General features: G+C 65.0%; 15 protein-coding genes. 10 read left to right on the top strand and 5 right to left on the bottom strand.

Annotated elements, in window-relative coordinates; translation table 11 throughout:
- Nucleotides 1–213: 213 nt before the first annotated feature.
- From MF4836_RS32245 to MF4836_RS32200, 10 genes are all read left to right on the top strand, one after another.
- A complete protein-coding gene (locus tag MF4836_RS32245) occupies nt 214–567 on the top strand; it encodes a hypothetical protein (RefSeq protein WP_078473757.1) in 354 nt (117 codons plus the stop codon).
- Between the two features lie 221 nt (nt 568–788).
- A complete protein-coding gene (locus MF4836_RS32240; RefSeq protein WP_003218556.1) occupies nt 789–1,748 on the top strand; it encodes an AAA family ATPase in 960 nt (319 codons plus the stop codon).
- A 5-nt stretch (nt 1,749–1,753) separates the two neighbouring features.
- Entirely contained in the window at nt 1,754–2,701 is a 948-nt protein-coding gene (locus tag MF4836_RS32235; RefSeq protein ID WP_020296063.1) for a DUF58 domain-containing protein, read from the top strand.
- The gene (locus MF4836_RS32230) at nt 2,698–3,192 is read left to right on the top strand and encodes a DUF4381 domain-containing protein (protein WP_078473756.1); all 495 of its coding nucleotides are present in this window, start codon (nt 2,698–2,700) and stop codon (nt 3,190–3,192) included. The genes MF4836_RS32235 and MF4836_RS32230 overlap by 4 nt, the downstream gene beginning before the upstream one ends.
- A complete protein-coding gene (locus MF4836_RS32225) occupies nt 3,185–4,261 on the top strand; it encodes a vWA domain-containing protein (protein WP_078473755.1) in 1,077 nt (358 codons plus the stop codon). The genes MF4836_RS32230 and MF4836_RS32225 overlap by 8 nt, the downstream gene beginning before the upstream one ends.
- Complete coding sequence (locus tag MF4836_RS32220) at nt 4,261–6,018, top strand: tetratricopeptide repeat protein (RefSeq protein ID WP_078473779.1); 1,758 nt, start codon at nt 4,261–4,263, stop codon at nt 6,016–6,018. The genes MF4836_RS32225 and MF4836_RS32220 overlap by 1 nt, the downstream gene beginning before the upstream one ends.
- Nucleotides 6,015–7,658 carry a BatD family protein gene (locus tag MF4836_RS32215; protein WP_078473754.1) on the top strand — a complete coding sequence of 548 codons (1,644 nt, stop codon included), beginning with the start codon at nt 6,015–6,017 and terminating at the stop codon, nt 7,656–7,658. Before MF4836_RS32220 ends, MF4836_RS32215 begins: the two co-directional genes overlap by 4 nt.
- Before the next feature lie 59 nt (nt 7,659–7,717).
- The gene (locus MF4836_RS32210) at nt 7,718–8,962 is read left to right on the top strand and encodes an exonuclease SbcCD subunit D C-terminal domain-containing protein (protein WP_078473753.1); all 1,245 of its coding nucleotides are present in this window, start codon (nt 7,718–7,720) and stop codon (nt 8,960–8,962) included.
- On the top strand, nt 8,959–12,603 hold the full coding sequence (locus MF4836_RS32205; RefSeq protein ID WP_078473752.1) for an AAA family ATPase: 3,645 nt from the start codon (nt 8,959–8,961) through the stop codon (nt 12,601–12,603). Before MF4836_RS32210 ends, MF4836_RS32205 begins: the two co-directional genes overlap by 4 nt.
- Nucleotides 12,600–13,214 carry a glutathione S-transferase gene (locus tag MF4836_RS32200; protein WP_078473751.1) on the top strand — a complete coding sequence of 205 codons (615 nt, stop codon included), beginning with the start codon at nt 12,600–12,602 and terminating at the stop codon, nt 13,212–13,214. Before MF4836_RS32205 ends, MF4836_RS32200 begins: the two co-directional genes overlap by 4 nt.
- Nucleotides 13,215–13,266: 52 nt before the next feature.
- Here the strand turns inward: MF4836_RS32200 and MF4836_RS36005 are convergent, their stop codons facing one another.
- From MF4836_RS36005 to MF4836_RS32180, 5 genes are all read right to left on the bottom strand, one after another.
- Nucleotides 13,267–13,392: a hypothetical protein gene (locus MF4836_RS36005; RefSeq protein WP_020296071.1), complete on the bottom strand. Its 126-nt coding sequence runs from the start codon at nt 13,390–13,392 to the stop codon at nt 13,267–13,269.
- 216 nt (nt 13,393–13,608) lie between these two features.
- Nucleotides 13,609–13,788 carry a hypothetical protein gene (locus MF4836_RS32195; RefSeq protein ID WP_078473750.1) on the bottom strand — a complete coding sequence of 60 codons (180 nt, stop codon included), beginning with the start codon at nt 13,786–13,788 and terminating at the stop codon, nt 13,609–13,611.
- A 167-nt stretch (nt 13,789–13,955) separates the two neighbouring features.
- Nucleotides 13,956–15,131: a lactonase family protein gene (locus MF4836_RS32190; RefSeq protein WP_078473749.1), complete on the bottom strand. Its 1,176-nt coding sequence runs from the start codon at nt 15,129–15,131 to the stop codon at nt 13,956–13,958.
- A complete protein-coding gene (locus MF4836_RS32185) occupies nt 15,118–15,411 on the bottom strand; it encodes a DUF5629 family protein (protein WP_078473748.1) in 294 nt (97 codons plus the stop codon). Before MF4836_RS32185 ends, MF4836_RS32190 begins: the two co-directional genes overlap by 14 nt.
- 198 nt (nt 15,412–15,609) lie before the next feature.
- Nucleotides 15,610–17,985, bottom strand: a complete 2,376-nt coding sequence (locus MF4836_RS32180; RefSeq protein WP_078473747.1) for an efflux RND transporter permease subunit — start codon at nt 17,983–17,985, stop codon at nt 15,610–15,612.

The following is a 17,985-nucleotide window of genomic DNA, read 5'->3' as shown; positions in this document are numbered from 1 at the left end:
CCGCACCCCGCACAACACTAGCAGCCAGCGGGCCGAACCGTGGCCTGAACCTGGTTTTCGGGGTACTGGCGTACCAGAAATGACCCGCCAGGGCGACTGCGGTCACGACCTGTTCTCAGACACGCAAACCAGCAGAAATTCCCCAGGGCTGGCAGAATTGCACTTTGCCTGCCCCGCTGTGGGTCCGTGCAGCCACTCTTCAGGAACAGCCCCATGCAACTGACCACCGCCCATTTGATCGCCAACCCCTGCGATGACGAAGAAGACAACATGGCCATGCTCTGCTGCCACAGCAGCCAGGGCGACATGTTTCTGATGAGCCGCTACCCGGATGAGGACGAGCTGGAAATCACCCTCGACGGTGAGCCTTCGACCCTGGACGGGGTGAAAGTCACCCTGAGCCCGACCCGCCTGCTGATCGAAATCGCCGCGGCCGACGCCGACGCCCTCAACGGCGACGACCACCTGGAAATCCACCACGCCACCGCCGCCAGCGACCTCGCCGAAGTCGAACTGACCCTGCAAAACATCCTCAAGGGCACCGGCACCTATATAAGCCAGCTGTAAGCCCTGTGGCCGCCGGGAGGGTGTGGGACAAACCTGTATCGCCCTCCCCGGCCTGCGCAGCCTGCGGCAGCGGCTACAGCGCTACGGGCTGATTTTTTCGACTAAATCGGCAATTCCGGATTTCCCCGTTAGTCGGCACCCCCTGCTATGGATTAAAGTATCGCCCCCAGCCCCGGCGTTACTCGAACACCCGGGCTCTCCCTCTCCAGGAACAGTCATCGATGGAACATCGTGAAGCGCTGCTTGCGCTGCGAACCTTTCTTTCAACGCAGATTCTCGGCCAGGAAAAACTCATCGAGCGCCTGCTCATCGCCCTCCTCGCCGACGGTCACATGTTGGTCGAGGGTGCGCCAGGCCTGGCCAAGACCAAGGCCATCAAAGAGTTGGCCGAAGGCATTGAAGCGCAGTTCCATCGTATCCAGTTCACCCCTGACCTGTTGCCGGCCGACATCACCGGCACCGAGATCTATCGCCCGGAAACCGGCAGCTTCGTGTTCCAGCAGGGCCCGATCTTCCACAACCTGGTGCTGGCCGACGAAATCAACCGCGCCCCGGCCAAGGTCCAGTCGGCCCTGCTGGAGGCCATGGCCGAGCGCCAGGTCAGTGTCGGGCGCAGCACCTATGAGCTGTCGCCCCTGTTTCTGGTGATGGCGACCCAGAACCCCATCGAGCAGGAAGGCACCTACCCCCTGCCCGAAGCCCAGCTCGACCGCTTCCTGATGCACGTGAAAATCGGCTTTCCCGACGCCGCCGTCGAACGCCGCATCCTGCAACAGGCCCGTGGCGAAGCCCTGAACGGCGAAACCAAGCCCGAACGCCGGGTCAGCCAGCAGGCGATCTTCGCCGCGCGCAAGGAAATCCTCGGCCTGTACATGGCCGACGCCGTGGAGGAATACCTGGTGCAACTGGTCATGGCGACCCGCACCCCGGCCAAGTTCGACCCGGAGATGGCCGAGTGGATCGCCTACGGCGCCAGCCCCCGGGGCTCGATTGCCCTCGACCGCTGCGCCCGGGCCCATGCCTGGCTGGCCGGGCGCGACTTCGTCAGCCCGGAAGATATCCAGGCCGTGCTGTTCGACGTATTGCGCCACCGCATCATCCTGTCCTTTGAAGCCGAAGCCGCAGGCATCGACCAGGACCGGGTGGTCCAGCGTATTCTCGACGTCGTTGCCGTCGCTTGACCCCCATGAGCCCGAGCCCCAAGACCGCCGAACCCGGCATCCGCATCAGCCTCGCCGAGCTGATCGAGATGCGCCATCGGGTGCGCGAAGTGCAGCTGTTCTCGACCCCGAGCCAACGCAGCCCGCTGATCGGCCTGCACCACTCGAAACTCCGTGGACGCGGGGTCGACTTCGATCAGGTGCGGGTCTACCAGGCCGGCGACGACGTGCGCACCATCGACTGGCGCGTGACGGCGCGCACCCAGGAACCGCACACCAAGCTGTTCCATGAAGAACGCGAACGGCCGATTTTCATCATGGTCGAGCAAAGTCGCCGGTTGTTCTTCGGTTCCGGGCTGATGTTCAAATCGGTGCTCGCCGCCCAGGCCGCGAGCCTGATCGGCTGGGCCGCCCTGGGTCACAACGACCGGGTCGGCGGCCTGGTGTTCGGCGATGACGAACACTACGAAATCAAGCCGCGCCGCAGCAAACAGAGCCTGTTGCAGCTGCTCAACCGCCTGGTGCGGGTCAACCAGTCGCTGCACACCGAGACCGAACCCGAGCGCGATGCCCTGGGCACCGCCCTGCGCCGTGGCCGCGAAGTCCTGCGCCCGGGCAGCCTGGTGATCGTGATCTGCGACGAGCGCGCCCTGTCCGACGCCGCCGAACAACAGCTGAGCCTGCTTTCACGCCATTGCGACCTGCTGCTGATGCCGCTGTCCGATCCCCTCGACCACGCCCTGCCCGCCGCCGGCCTGCTGCGCTTTGCCGAGCGTGGTGCGCAGCTGGAGCTCGACACCCTGAATTACGACCTGCGCCAGGCCTACCGCGCCATGAGTGAGGCGCGCATCGCCCGTTGGGAGCTGCTGGCGCAAAAGCTGCGGGTGCTGCTGATGCCTCTGAGCACCCAGAGCGAGATGGTCGAACAACTGCGCGAATACCTGAACCCGCAACGCCCGGGTAAATCCCGATGAGCAGCCTCGAACAACTGCAGCCCTTGATGGCCCCGCCCGCCATCGGCTTCTGGCCGCCCGCCCCGGGCTGGTGGCTGCTGCTGGTGCTGCTGCCGTTGCTGGGGTTCGGCCTGTGGCGGCTCAAACGCTGGTGGCCGCGCAAGCGCCCCATCGTGCGCGCCGAACTGCCCCTGGACCCGGTGCGCCTGGCGGCCCTGGCCGAACTGGCGCTGCTGCCCAAGCCCTACGACGGCGCACCGGCCGGGGCCTGGCTGCAACAGCTCAATGCGCTGCTCAAGCGCTTGTGCCGCAACCACTACCCCTACAGCCAGAGCCATACCCTGAACGGCCGCAAATGGCTGGCGTTTCTCGACAACCGCTGCCCGGCTGCGGGGCTGACGCGCTGGATGGTGCTGGTGGAAGGCGCCTACAAGCCCGAGTGCAAGCTCGACGACAAAGCCATCGCCGGCCTGACCCAGGCGGTCGACACCTGGATCCGCAACCATGTTTGAGTTCGCCTGGCCCTGGGTCTTTGCCCTGTTGCCACTGCCGTGGCTGCTGCGGGTGCTGCTGCCGGTGGCCGACAGCGGCGAGCCGGCGCTGAAGATCAGCTTCCTCACCGAACTCGAAGGCCTGGCCCGGCGCCGGGCCCGGGCCAACCTGCCGGCCTGGCGCCAGCAGGCACCGTTCATCCTGCTGTGGCTGTTGCTGCTGCTGGCTGCGGCCCGTCCCCAATGGCTGGGCGAACCCCTGCCGGTGGCGGCCAGCGGTCGCGACCTGCTGGTGGCGGTGGACGTATCCGGCTCCATGGACTTCCCCGATATGCAGTGGCTGGACGAAGACGTCAGCCGCCTGAGCCTGGTGCAGCACCTTCTGGGGGACTTTCTCGAAGGCCGCGAAGGCGACCGCGTGGGCCTGATCCTGTTCGGCAGCAAGGCTTACCTGCAGGCGCCACTGACCTTCGACCGCCGCACGGTGCGCATCTGGCTGGATGAAGCGAAGATCGGCATCGCCGGTAAAAACACCGCCATCGGCGATGCCATCGGCCTGGCCTTGAAACGCCTGCGCCAACGCCCGGCGCAAAGCCGGGTGCTGATCCTGGTGACCGACGGCGCCAACAACGGCGGCGAAATCGACCCCCTGACCGCTGCGCGCCTGGCCGCTGAAGAAGGGGTGAAAATCTACCCGATCGGCATCGGCGCCGACCCCGAGCAAAGCGGCACCCAGGGCCTGCTGGGGCTGAACCCGAGCCTCGACCTGGACGAGCCGGCCCTCAAGGAAATCGCCACAGTCACCGGCGGCCGCTACTTCCGCGCCCGCGACGGCCAGGAGCTGCAAGCCATCAAGGAAACCCTCGACCAACTGGAGCCCGTGGCCCAGCAGCCGACCCAGGCGCGCCCGGCCCAGGCACTCTATAGCTGGCCGCTGGCCCTGGCGCTGATTTTCAGCATGCTGCTGGTGGTGCGCGAGCGCTGGCCGGAGAACCCGCTGCAACGGTTCTTCACCAAGGCGCACTTCCTGCAACCGGCCCATGACTGGCGCGAGCGTCTCAAACGCCTGCGCCTGCGGAGGCGTCGATGATCGCCGCGCTCTGGCCGCACTGGTTCCGCCCCGCCTGGCTGCTGCTGTTGCTGCCGCTCGGCTGGCTGCTGTGGCACCTCTGGCATCGGCAAAAACGCGCCGGGCGCTGGCAGATGATCCTGCCACCGGCCTTCCATGCTGCCCTGCTCAGCGGCGGCAACGGCCGTGAGAGCAAAATGCCCTGGGTGGTGCTCGGCCTGGCGTGGCTGATCGCGGTCCTGGCACTGCTCGGCCCCAGCTGGCAGCGTGTGGAGCAAATCAGCCAGAAGCCCGCCGACCCGCTGGTGGTGCTGCTGGAGCTGACGCCGCAAATGCTTGCCAGCGACGTGCCGCCCAACCGCCTCGAACAGGCGCGGCGCAAGCTGCTGGACCTGCTGCAACTGCGCAGCGACGCGCAGACCGCCATCGTGGTCTACGCCGGCAGTGCCCACACCCTGGTGCCGCTGTCGGACGACCTGGCCACCAGCCGCAACCTGCTCGAAGCGCTCAAGCCGTCGATCATGCCCGAGGCCGGCCAGCGCGCCGACCTCGCGGTGCACAAGGCCCTGCAACTGCTGGACCAGGGCGCCCTGGGCCAGGGCCGGATCCTGTTGATCGCCTCGTCCCTCAGCGAACAGGAACGCCAAGGCATCCGCCAGGCCCTGGGTGGCCGTGCACCGCAACTATTGATGCTGGGGATCGGCAGCCGTGACGGTGCACCGGTAACCCAGGAAAACGGCAGCCTGCTCAAGGATGACCAGGGCGCGATCCTGGTTTCGCGCCTCGACAGCCCGAGTCTGAAAAGCTTCCTCGGCGACCTCGGCGGGCGTTATCGCCAGGTGCGCCTGGATGACAATGACTTGCGCGGCCTGGGCCTGCTGGGTGGCCCGCGCAACCTGCGCGACGACGGCCAGACCCTGCAACTCGACACATGGGCCGACCAGGGTTACTGGCTGCTGTTGCCGCTGTTGTTGCTGGCGGCCTGCGCCGGGCGCCGTGGCTGGCTGTTCTGCCTGCCGCTGCTGTTCATGCTGCCGCAGCCCAGCTACGCCTTCGAGTTCAACGACCTGTGGCTGCGGCCCGACCAGCAAGGCCAGCGCCTGTTGCAACAGCAACGCCCCGCCGACGCGGCGCGGCACTTCCAGGACCTGCAATGGCAAGGCGTGGCCCTGTATGAGGCCGGCGACTACGCCGCTGCCGCTCAGCGCTTTGCCGAAGGCAGCGACGCCCGCGCCCACTACAATCGTGGCAACGCCCTGGCCCGCAGCGGTGAGCTGGAGGCCGCGGTGGACGCCTACGAACAGGCCCTGGAGTTGCAGCCCGACCTGCAACCGGCGCTGCAGAACAAGGCCCTGGTCGAAAGCCTGCTGCAAGAACAACAGGTGACCACCCCCGAGGTCCCGGACAAGGAGCAGCCTGGCGACGGCGACGAAACCGGCACCTCGGCGCAATCGGGCGCTGCCAACCAGGGCTCCCAGGCACCCGGCGAGCACGAAAACCAGGGGCAGAACCCGCCTGCGGGCAATGGCCAGGGAGACGAAGAGCAACCTGCGGACACCCAGGCCCAGTCCGGGCAGTCCGATGTGCCGGGTTCCGAACTGGGTGACGAGCGCACCACAACACCACCCCTGCGCGCCGGTGCAGAGACCCTGGACGGCGAGCGCAGGCAGGCATTAGAGCAATGGCTGCGCAAGATTCCGGACGACCCCGGCGAATTGCTGCGGCGCAAATTCTGGTACGAACAGCAACAACATCAGGATCAGGGAAAAACTCGATGACCCGCTTCACCGCCCTCTTGCTCACCTTCTTTCTCTGGGCCTCCCTGGCCCAGGGCGCCGGGCTGGTCGCCAGTGTCGACCGCAGCCGGGTGAACTCCGGAGAAACCGTGGAGCTGACCCTGGAGTCCAACGACGTCACCCTGTTCGGCAAACCCGACCTGGCGCCGCTGGAGCCGTCGTTCGAGGTGCGCGGCACGCGCCAGGTCAACCAGTTGACCACCCTGAGCGATGAAAGCCGCGCCACCACGCGCTGGATCATCACCCTGCTGCCACGCCAGACCGGCACCGTGCTGATCCCGGCCCTGCAACTGGGCGAGGTGCAGAGCCAGCCGATCACCCTGCAGGTGATCGAGAGCGCTGCGCAACTGCCCGACAGCCGCATGGAGCCGGTGTTCATCGACGTCAGCCTCGACCAGGACAGCGTCTACGTGCAGGCCCAGGCCCTGTTGACCCTGCACATTTACCATTCGGTGGCGCTGTACGACGACAGCAGCCTGACCCCGTTGCAGATCGGCGACGCCCGAGTCGAACAGCTGGGCGAGCAGCGCACCTTCGAGAAGGTCATCAATGGCGTGCGCCACGGCGTGATCGAGATGCGCTACGCCATCTACCCGCAACACAGCGGCGCGCTGCTGATCCCGGCGCAGACCTTCAGCGCGACCATGGTCGACGTCAAGCCAAGCCAGGAGCCGGCGCCCTTGGGGCCCAAGCCGGGCAAGCTGATCCACGTCAGCTCCGCCGAAATGCCGCTGTCGGTCAAGGCCAAGCCCGCCGCCTACCCGGCCGACGCTCCCTGGCTGCCGGCCCGCAGCCTGAGCCTGAGCGAAAGCTGGAACCCGGAGCCGGACAATCTGCAGGTCGGCGACTCGGTGACCCGCAGCCTGACCCTGCGCGCCGAAGGCCTGTCCAGCTCGCAACTGCCGCCCCTGCCCAGCAGTGAAGTCAGCGGCCTGCGCAGCTACCCGGACCAGCCGCAGTTGAGCAACCAGAACAGCGAGCGCGGGCTGATCGGCATTCGCGAAGACAGCCAGGCCCTGGTGCCCAACCGCAGCGGCAGCATTGAACTGCCGGCGGTGGAAGTGGTGTGGTGGAACACCTTTGAAGACCACCTGGAACGCAGCACCCTGCCCGCCCGCACCCTGCACGTGGCGAACAACCCGAGCCTGGTGGTGGACACCCCGGCCGGCAACCCGACACCGAGCAGCAGCGTCGACAATTCCAGCCTCTGGGCCTGGCAACTGAGCACACTGCTGCTGGCCTGCACCACCCTGATCGGCTTCGGCCTGTGGTGGCGCGCCCGCTGGCAACCGGCGATCCTGCGGGCGGCGCAAACCGGGCCCAGCCCGCGCACGCTGCTCGACGACCTGAAACGCGCGAGCCTGGCCAACGACCCTCAGGCCACCCGCCAGGCCCTGGATGCCTGGGCTCGCCAGCAACCGGAAACCCTGGCCGACATGGCCGCACGCTTCGTGCCGCTGTCCGACGCCCTCGACGGCCTCAACGGCGCGCTCTACAGCGAAACCGGCCAATACTGGCAAGGCGAAGAACTGTGGCGCGCGATTCGCACCATCCCCATCAATGAGCGGGTCCAGGCCCCGGTGGCCGACACCAGCAGCCTGCCGCCCCTTTACCCTAAGTAGGGCCGCGGCAAGCTTTGAGCTTCTAGCTACAAGCTTGCCGCTGCTTTCTGGAGCTTATTTTGCGACTGTTCCACACCTCCGACTGGCACCTGGGGCAGAACCTCCACGGCCAGGAACGCGACTTCGAACATTCCAGCTTTCTCGACTGGCTGCTGCGCCAGCTCAAGCAGGAGCAGCCCGATGTGCTGCTGATCGCCGGCGATATCTTCGACACCGTCAACCCGCCGGTCAAAGCCCAGGAAGGCCTGTACGACTTTATCGTCAGCGCCCACGAACAGCAGCCGCTGCTGACCATCGTGATGATCGCCGGCAACCACGACTCCGGGGCTCGCATCGAACTGCCCGCGCCCTTGATGCGGCGCCTGCGCACCCACGCCCTGGGCCGGGTGCTATGGCTGGATGACGGCCAGCTCGACGCCGAACGCCTGCTGCTGCCATTGCCCGACGCCAGCGGCGCGATTGGCGGCTGGTGCCTGGCGCTGCCTTTTTTGCGCCCGGCCGAAGTCACCGGCGCACAACTGGGCGACGACTACCTCAAGGGCATCGGCCAGGTGCATGCACGCCTGATTGCCGCCGCCGAGGCCAAGCGCGAACCGGGCCAGGCCCTGATCGCCATCAGCCACGCGCACATGGCCGGCGGCTCGATCTCGGAAGACTCCGAGCGCAGCCTGATCATCGGCAACGCCGAAGCCCTACCCGCCAGCCTGTTCGGCCCAAGCATCAGCTACGTCGCCCTCGGCCATTTGCACAAACCGCAAAAGGTCAACGGCGAAGAGCGCATCCGCTACAGCGGTTCGCCGATCCCGCTGTCGTTCTCGGAGATCGACTACAAGCACCAGATCCTCGACGTGCGCCTGGACGGCGAGACCCTGGTCAGCGTCGAACCCAGGCTGATTCCCCGCGCCGTGCACCTGCAACGCCTGGGCCCGGCGCCACTGGCCGAGATCCTGCTGCAACTGGGGCAACTGCCGGACATCGACCTGCTGGCCGACGAACAGCGCCAGCCCTGGCTGGAAGTGCGGATACGGCTCGACGAACCCCAGCCCGACCTGCGCCAGCAAGTGGAAACCGCCCTGCAGAACAAGGCCGTGCGCCTGGTGCGGATCGCCGCCGAATACGCCGGCAACCGTACCGGCGACAGCAGCGAGGACGGCGCGCAACTGATCGAACTCGACCAGCTCAGCCCCCAGGAGCTGTTCAGCCGCGCCTGGCACGACAACTACGGCAGCGAGGTCGACGAACAGACCCTCAAGGACTTCGCGGTGCTGCTGCAGGACGTGCAGATGGAGACCGAACAACCATGAAGATTCTTGCCATCCGCCTGAAAAACCTGGCCTCCCTGGCCGGCCCGTTCGAGATCGACTTCACCGCCGAGCCCCTGGCCAGCGCCGGCCTGTTCGCCATCACCGGCCCTACTGGTGCCGGCAAGAGCACCCTGCTCGACGCCCTGTGCCTGGCCCTGTTCGGCGCCGTGCCGCGCCTGAGCAATATCGGGCGCGAGACCAAGGTCCCGGAGGTCGACAGCGAGATCCTCACCAGCGACCCGCGTACCCTGCTGCGCCGTGGCACCGGCAGCGGTTATGCCGAGGTCGACTTTGTCGGCATCGACGGCCGTCGCTACCGCGCGCGCTGGGAAGCCAACCGCGCTCGGGACAAGGCCAACGGCAAGTTGCAGGGCAGCCGCCAGAGCCTGACGGACCTGGACCAGGAACAGCTGCTGAGCAACCAGAGCAAAAGCGAATACAAGCAACTGATCGAAGCCAAGCTCGGGCTCAACTTCGAGCAGTTCACCCGCGCGGTGATGCTGGCCCAGAGCGAGTTCAGCGCCTTCCTCAAGGCCGATGACAAGGACCGCAGCGAATTGCTGGAGAAGCTCACCAACACCGCGATCTACAGCCAACTGGGGCGGCGCGCCTACAGCAAAAGCAAAGAAGCTGAAGAGGTACACAAGGAGCTCAAGGCCCAGGCCAGCGGCATCGTTCCCCTGGAGCCCGAGGCCCGGGCCGAGCTGGATCGGCGCTTCAACGACGCCCAGCAACAGCTCAAGACCCAGCAGGCCCAACTCAGGCAGTTAGAACAGCAGAACACCTGGCTCAAGGAACTGCGGCAGTGGCAAGAGGCGCAGCACAGCGCCAGCGAGCAGTTGCAAGCCGCCGAGCACGAGGGGCTAACCCTGGCCCCGGAACGCCTGCGCCTGCAGCGCCTGGAACACCTGGCGCCGCAGCGGCATCAGTTTCTGCGTCAGGCTGAACTGAGCCAGGCCCTGGAACCGCTACGCCAGCAGATCGGGCAACAGGCCGCGCAGCAGATCGACCTGCAACAGCGGCACGAACAGCTGCAACAGCAGCTGCTGGATGCCGGCGCCGCCCTGGCCCAGGCCCAGAGCCAGCACAGCGACAGCGTGCCGTTGCTGCGCGAAGCCTTTGCCGAACAGGGCAACCTGAGCCGCCTGAGCCAGAGCCTGGAGGATGCCGGGCAACAGCAGAGCCGCGCCGAAACGGCAAGCGTGGAAGGCCAGCAGAACATTGTGCACCTGCTGGAACAACAGCGCCTGGTGGGCGAGCGCCTGGAGCGAATCGCCGGGCAACTGGCGCAAAGCGCCGCCCTCGCGCCCCTGGGCGAGGCCTGGAATGTCTACCGCGAACGCTTGCAGCAGCTGATGCTGATCGGCAATCGCCTGAACCAGGGCCAAGCAGAACTGCCGGCCCTGGAACAGCAATCCAATACCGCCGCCCAACACTTGAGCGAGCAGCGTGCGCACCTGGAACTGCTCTACCGCGAAGCCGGCGCCGAACCCCAGGCCGTGGCCGAGCAGATCGAACTGCTGGACGGCCTGCTCAAGGACAACCGCAAGCAACAGCGCGCCATCGAGGACCTGGCACGGCTTTGGGCCCAGCAGCAGGAACTGGACCAGCGCGGCCAGGCCCTGCTGGACAAGCAGCAGACAGTGGCCACCCAGCGCGAAGAACTGAACAAGGTCGGCTTGCAGGCCAAGGCCGAGCTGACGGTGGCTGAGCAGACCCTGAGCGTCACTCAGGCCCTGCTCGAGCGCCAGCGGCTGGCCCGCAGCGCCAGTGTCGAAGAGCTGCGCGGGCAGTTGCAGGATGACCAGCCGTGCCCGGTGTGCGGCAGCGCCGAACACCCCTATCACCAGCCCGAAGCCCTGTTGCAGAGCCTCGGCCGCCACGACGAAAGCGAAGAGGCCAACGCGCGCAAGACCGTGGATGGCCTCAAGGAGCAACTCAACGAACTGCGGGCCCAGGTCCAGGGCCTGATCGCCCAGCAGAAAGAGTTTCTGCAACAGCAGGAGCAACTGGCGGTCCAGCAACAGGCCCTGGCCCCAAGCCTGCAAGCCCACCCGCAGAGCGCCAGCCTGCTGGACCAGGACCCGGCCAGACGGGACGCCTGGCTGCATCAGCAACTGGAGCAGTTACAGCAGAGCATCACCCAGGATGAAAGCCGCCAGGGTGCCCTGCTGACCCTGCAAAAAGACGCAGCACGCCTGCAACAGCAATTGCAGCTCGCCGTCGAAGCCAGCCAGCAGGCGACCCAGCACCTGCACAAACAGCAGGAGCAACTGGGCGCCGACCAACAGCGCCTGGAAGAAGAACTGGCCAGTTTCAATCAGTTGCTGCCGGCCGAGGTCCTCGACGGCCTGCGCCGCGACCCGGCCAACACCTTTGTGCAGCTGGACCAGCAGGTGCTGCAACGCATCGAGCAGTTGCGCGAGCACAAGGACGAGGCCGAGGAACAGCAACAGCGCCAACTGACCCTGGAGAAAGAACAGGACCGCCAGTTGACCCGTCAGCAGCAACTGGCAGACGCCCAGCAGCAGTTCGCCGGGCTCAGCGCCCAGCAGCAGGCTTGCCAGCACAAACTCGCTGAGCTGCTGGGGCAACACAGCAGCGCCGAGCACTGGCAACAACACGTGGATCAGGCCGTGGAGCAGGCTCGCAGCGCCCAGGCCACAGCCCAGCAGCAACTCCAGGACCTGCATCAGCAACTGATCCAGCTCGGCGCCGAACTCAAGGCCCGCGAAGAACGGCGACTGGCTCTGGAGGATGAACAGCAACAACTGGCTGCCAGCATCCAACACTGGCGCGCCGGGCATCCCGAACTCGATGACGAGGGGTTACAGCAACTGCTGGCTCTGGATGAACCACAGGTCCAGCAGTTGCGTCAGCGCCTGCAAGCCAATGACAAGGCCATCGAGCAGGCCAGGGTATTGCTGCAGGAACGTCAGCAGCGCCTGGAACAGCATCAGGCCCAGCACAACGGCAACCTCGCGGCCGAGGAATTGACCCAGGCCCTGGAGGCCTTGCAGCAGGAGGCCCTGGCCAGCGAACAGCAGGTGGCGGAACTGCGCGCGCAGCAGAGCGAAGACCAACGCCGCCAGGATGCCAACCAGGCCCTGGGCCAGCGCATCAGCGACGCCTACAACGAATGGCAGCGCTGGGCGCGCCTCAACGCCCTGATCGGCTCGGCCACCGGCGACACCTTCCGCAAGATCGCCCAGGCCTACAACCTCGACCTGCTGGTGCACCACGCCAATGCCCAGCTGCGGCAACTGGTGCGCCGCTACCGCCTGAAACGCGGTGGCAGCATGCTTGGCCTGCTGGTGCTGGACACGGAAATGGGCGATGAACTGCGCTCGGTGCACTCGCTGTCCGGTGGCGAGACCTTCCTCGTGTCCCTGGCACTGGCCCTGGGCCTGGCGTCCATGGCATCGAGCACGCTGAAGATCGAATCGCTGTTTATCGACGAGGGCTTCGGCAGCCTCGACCCGGAATCCCTGCAACTGGCGATGGACGCCCTGGATGGCTTGCAGGCCCAGGGGCGCAAGGTGGCGGTGATTTCCCACGTGCAGGAAATGCACGAACGAATTCCGGTGCAGATCCAGGTCCGCCGACAAGGCAACGGCCTGAGCACCCTGGAGGTCAAATGAGTCAGGCCGCCGCGACCCTCTACTCCTTTCGCCGCTGCCCCTACGCCATGCGTGCCCGCCTGGCGCTGCGCTACTGCGCAGTGACAGTGGACATCGTCGAAGTCAGCCTCAAGGCCAAGCCGGCGCAGATGCTCGCGCTGTCGAGCAAAGGCACGGTGCCGGTGCTGGAGGTGCAAGGCCAGGTGATCGATGAGAGCCTGGACATCATGCGCTGGGCCCTGGCCCGGCACGACCCGCAGGATTGGTTGCTGCGCCAGGACCCGGCGGCACAGGAGGCCATGGCGGCGCTGATCAGCGACAACGATCAGGGCTTCAAGCACTGGCTCAATCGCTACAAATACCCCGAGCGCCATCCGCAGGAGTCCATGGCGCACTACCGCGCTCAGGGCGAACTGTTTTTGCAGCGGCTGGAACGGTTATTGAGCGAGCGCGACTACCTGCTGGCCGAGCACATGAGCCTGGCAGACGCAGCCCTGGTGCCTTTTGTGCGCCAGTTCGCCCATGTCGACCGCGAATGGTTTGCCCAGGCGCCCTACCCGCGCCTGCAGGATTGGCTGCGGCGGATCCTGGACTCGGAACTGTTCGTGGCGGCGATGGCCAAGCCAAGCTGATTGACCCCGGCGCCGGTGATATCACGGGCGCCCTGGCAGGTCCGGCGCAGACTCAGTCCTGCAACAGACTCAGCATGCGCTCGCGTGAGGCTTCCGGTTCGCCTTCGACCGGCTGCGCCGCCGAGACGATCGGGGTGGAATAGAGAAACAGAAGTACCACTGCCAGACGCATGACCATGCTGTCGATCCTTTGCTGGGAAAGAGTCAAAAAGTTAGCGTCAAATTTAAACATATGGCGATATGACATTACCAAGACTATTTCCCGGCCCCAGGCTCGCGTGTCGCAAACACGTGATGCAAGAGCGACATCACTGCTGACCCCGCCGAGTGACCGAGGGGGAGCCAATGACTTCGCTCCTGCATACGCTGCTTGAAAACAGGGGTGGTTGAACGCTCAGTGCTGGGTCTTGTGGTCCAGGGCGGCGTAGAAGTTGGCGCTCTGTTGCAGGTATTTCTGGGTGTAGGTGTTGGTGCGCGACTGTTTGCTGCTGACCTCGGAGCTGGCGCTGGCAGGCAAGGCCACGGTGGCGGAGATGGCGGAAGCGGCGATCACGGAGAAGAGATTGAAGTTCATGGCGGTAACCCTCGGATGCAGTTGGTTGACTTCCCGTATGGCGGTTGAGCCCGGGCGGTGAAGCAAAACTACGCCCGAGGGTGGGCGCGTTGAAATTCATTGCACAAGTAGCGGATATCAGTGGGATTAATACAAGGAGGCAGGCCCCGTAAACCGGGGCCTGCGGCCTATTGACGCACCAGGAACTTGATGTCGCTGGGGGCATCGAACGCCAGTTTCTGCACGGTTTTACCCAGCAGGCCGGTGTTCGGGTCGCGCTCGACGACCACGATCTGGTTGCTTTTCTGGTTGGCGATCAAGACGAACTTGCCACTGGGATCGAGGCTGAACTCCCGTGGATGGTCGCCCTCGACCGAGCGCCGTTGCAGCTCCTTGAGCTGGCCGCTGGCCGGGTCGATGGCGAATACCAGCAACTCATTGGCGGTGCCGCGATTGCTGACATACAGGAACTTGCCGTCCGCCGAGGCATGCAGGGCTGCACCGGCGCGCTTCTCAGGCGGCTGCTCGGCGGCCAGGTCGACCAGTTGGCGCTGGGTCAACTGCCCGGCCTGGTAATCGAACACCGCGACCTGGGCACTCATTTCCATGCTCAGGTAAGCGTGCTTGCCATCGGCGCTGAATAGCAGATGGCGCGGGCCGCTGCCCGGCGGCAGGCTGACGAAGGCCGGCTTGGCGGCGGTCAGCGGTAGCTCGGGGTTGGCCTTGGGGTCGTAGCGGTAGACGAAGATCTTGTCGGCGCCCAGGTCATTGGCGAAGACAAATTGCCCGTCAGGGGCTGACACCACGGAATGCACGTGGGCCGAAACCTGACGCTCCGGATTGACCCGACTCGCCGGGTGGCTGCTCAGTTGCACCGGCGGCGACAGCTTGCCCTCGGGGCTGACCGGCAATACCGCCAGGCTGCCGCCCGGGTCTTCGCTCACCGAGTAGTTGCCGACGAACAGGTAACGGCCATCGGCGCTGAGGCTGGAATGGGTGGGTTCATTGCCCAGGCTTTGCACCTGATTGATCAGGTGCAGCTGGTGGCTCTTGGGGTCGAGGCGAAAGCTGCTGACCCGGCCCACCGGATCGGCCTGGCCGGGGCCGTTTTCATTGACCGCAAACAGCAGTTTCTGGTCCCGGGACAGTGTCAGCCAGGACGGGTTGGCGCTCTTCACCACTTGCAGCGCCTTGGCCGCGATCTGCCCGGTGCTGCTGTCGAACTGCAGGCGGTAGATCCCTTCGCTGGTGCCCTGGGTGTAGGAACCGACCAACAGTTCGTGGCTGTCCACAGGCGCCGCCTGGACGCCCATGGCGCCGACACTGCCGGCCATCAGCAGAGGCCAGAAATTACGCATCTTCATCGTGCTCTTCCTCATCATCGCGGGCAGTGAACGCGCTCATGCACACCAGGCGGTGCTCGCCGGAATCGCCAAGGATGGTCCAGCTTTGCAAGGTCTCATCGAAGGTTGCGGCCTGCACCTGGGCCAGGCTGAAGTTCCAGCGCTTGGCCGCCCGGCCGTCCATGCATTCGATCAGCAACTGCTGGTCGTCGAGGGAGAAATCAAAGGCATGCAGGCCGTCGATCTCCAGCATGTCGCAGGTTTCAAGGGCGGTGAGCAAGGTAGCGGTCATGGCAGTCAATCATCAAAAGGGAAAGCCGCAATGATAGCTGCTCAGACCCCGGCCGACCTAAAAGAGTCGCGCGAAGCTGTAGCCGCTGCCGAGCCCGCGAGGCTGCGCTGGCTGGAATGAACGCCGTGGCGTGTCAGGTGGACATGGGCCGCACTAGAGGCATAAAAAAGCCGCAACCTGGGTTGCGGCTTGTTGGACGGCGGGCCGTCAGTGGGCGAACAGCGAGTTGCCCTTCTGCCCGGCCAGTTTCTCCGGTTTGATCAGGAAGCGTGCCAGCGCCGGCAGCAGCCACAGCGCGCCGAACATGTTCCACAGCAGCATGAAGGTCAGCATCAAGCCCATGTCGGCCTGGAACTTGATTGCCGAGAAGATCCAGGTCGCCACGCCAATGGCCAGGCACAGGCCGGTGAAGAGCACGGCCTTGCCGGTGGATTTCAGCGTCTGGTAGTAGGCCTCTTGCAGCGGCAGGCCGGCGCGCAGGAAGCTTTCCAGGCGGCTGTAGATATAGATGCCGTAGTCGACCCCGATCCCCACCCCGAGCGCTACCACCGGCAGGGTCGCCACCTTGACCCCGATGCCCATGAACGCCATCAGCGCGTTGCCCAGCACCGAGGTCAGCACCAGTGGCAGCACAATGCACAGGGTCGCCGCCCAAGAGCGGAAGGTGATCATGCACATGGTGGCGACGCAGATGTACACCAGGATCAGGATGATCAGCTCCGACTCCTTGATCACTTCGTTGGTCGCGGCTTCGATACCGGCGTTCCCCGCAGCCAGCAGGAACTCCAGGCCGTCCTTGTTGTGCTCGTTGGCGAACTCCTGCACCGCATGCACCGCCCGGTCGAGGGTCGCGGCCTTGTGGTCATTGAGGAAGATCAGGACCGGCGCCAATGAGCAGTTGTTGTTGTACAGACCATCGGCACGGGAGATGGAGTTGTTGAGTACGTCCGGGTTGCGCGACAGGGTTTCCCATTTCAGGTTGCCTTCGTTCATGCCCTTGATCATCTGCTTGGACACGGTCACCAGGGAGATCGCCGACTGCACGCCCTCGGTGTTCTGCATCTTCCACATCAGCTCGTCGATCGGCGCCATGGCCTCGTAGCGCGAACAGCCTTCGGCGGCAGTCTTGACCATCACCACCAGGACGTCGGAGCTGGTGGAGTAATTATTGATGATGAAGCTGTTGTCTTTGTTGTAGCGCGAGTCCGGACGCAGCTCCGGCGCGCCCTGGTCGAGATCGCCGATCTTCAGGTTCTGGCTGTACCAGAGGCCGCCACCGAAGGCCACCAGGGCCAGGGCGATGGACACCGGTGCGACTTTCGGGCTGGCGAAGTTCGACAGCAGGCGCCAGAACGAATGCTCGCGGGTCGCGTCTTTCTTGCTGCGTTCGATCGCCCGCTTGCTGATGCCGACATAGGAAATCGCCACCGGCAACAGAATCAGGTTGGTGAACACAATCACCGCCACGCCGATCGACGCGCCGATGGCCAGCTCGCGGATCACCCCGATATCGATGATCAGCAACGTGATAAAGCCCACCGCGTCGGCCAGGATCGCGATCATCCCCGGCAGGAACAGTTGGCGGAACGTTCGCCTGGCCGCCGTCAGGGCGTTATCCGCCCCGCTGGATTGCAGGGCGATGCCGTTGATCTTCTGCACCCCGTGGGAAATGCCGATGGCGAAGATCAGGAACGGCACCAGCATCGAATACGGGTCCAGCCCGAAACCGAAGGCGTGCATCAACCCCAACTGCCAGACCACCGCCACCAGGGTGGTGATCAGTACCGCGATGGTGCTGCGGATGCACCAGGTGAACCAGTACAGCAGCACCAGGGTGATGACGAAGGCGATGCCGAAGAACATCACCACCATGATCAGGCCATCGATCAGGTCGCCGACTTTCTTGGCGAAACCGACGATGTGGATCTTCACATTGGGGTTCTGCGCCTCGAACTTGTTGCGGATCTTGTCTTCCAGCTCGTGGGAGAACTTCTGGTAGTCCAGGGCCAGCAACTTGCCCTGGTCCTGCGGGTCCGGGTAGGACTCCAGAAGCGGAATGTCGACGATGCTCGACTTGAAGTCGTTGGACACCAGGCGCCCGACCTGCCCGGACTTGAGCACGTTATTGCGCAACTGCTCCAGGCTGTCGGCCGAACCGTCGTAGCTCTGCGGGATCACCTCACCGCCGGCAAACCCCTCTTCGGTGACTTCGGTCCAGCGCACGCTGGGGCTCCACAGCGACTTGAGGCCCGAGCGATCGACGCCGGAGATGTAGAACACCTCGTCGTTGATTTGCCGCAGGGTCTCCATGTACTCCTTGCTGAAGATGTCACCGTCCTTGGCCTCCACCGAAATGCGCACGGTGTTGCCCAGGTTCGCCAGGTCGTTGCGGTGCTCCATCATTTTTTCAATGAAGGGATGCTTGAGCGGGATCATTTTTTCAAAGCTGGTGGACGGCCGGATCAGCGTCGCCTGCCAGAACAGGAAAATACTCACCACCAGGCAAATCAGGATCACTGCCGGGCGGTTGTTGAAAATCAGGCGCTCGAGAAACGTCGCCTTGTCTTGATGATGACTGCTCAT

This window comes from Pseudomonas sp. MF4836, from assembly GCF_002018875.1.
In the GTDB taxonomy this organism is placed as follows: Bacteria; Pseudomonadota; Gammaproteobacteria; order Pseudomonadales; family Pseudomonadaceae; genus Aquipseudomonas.
This window is presented reverse-complemented; position numbering and strand designations above follow the sequence as displayed.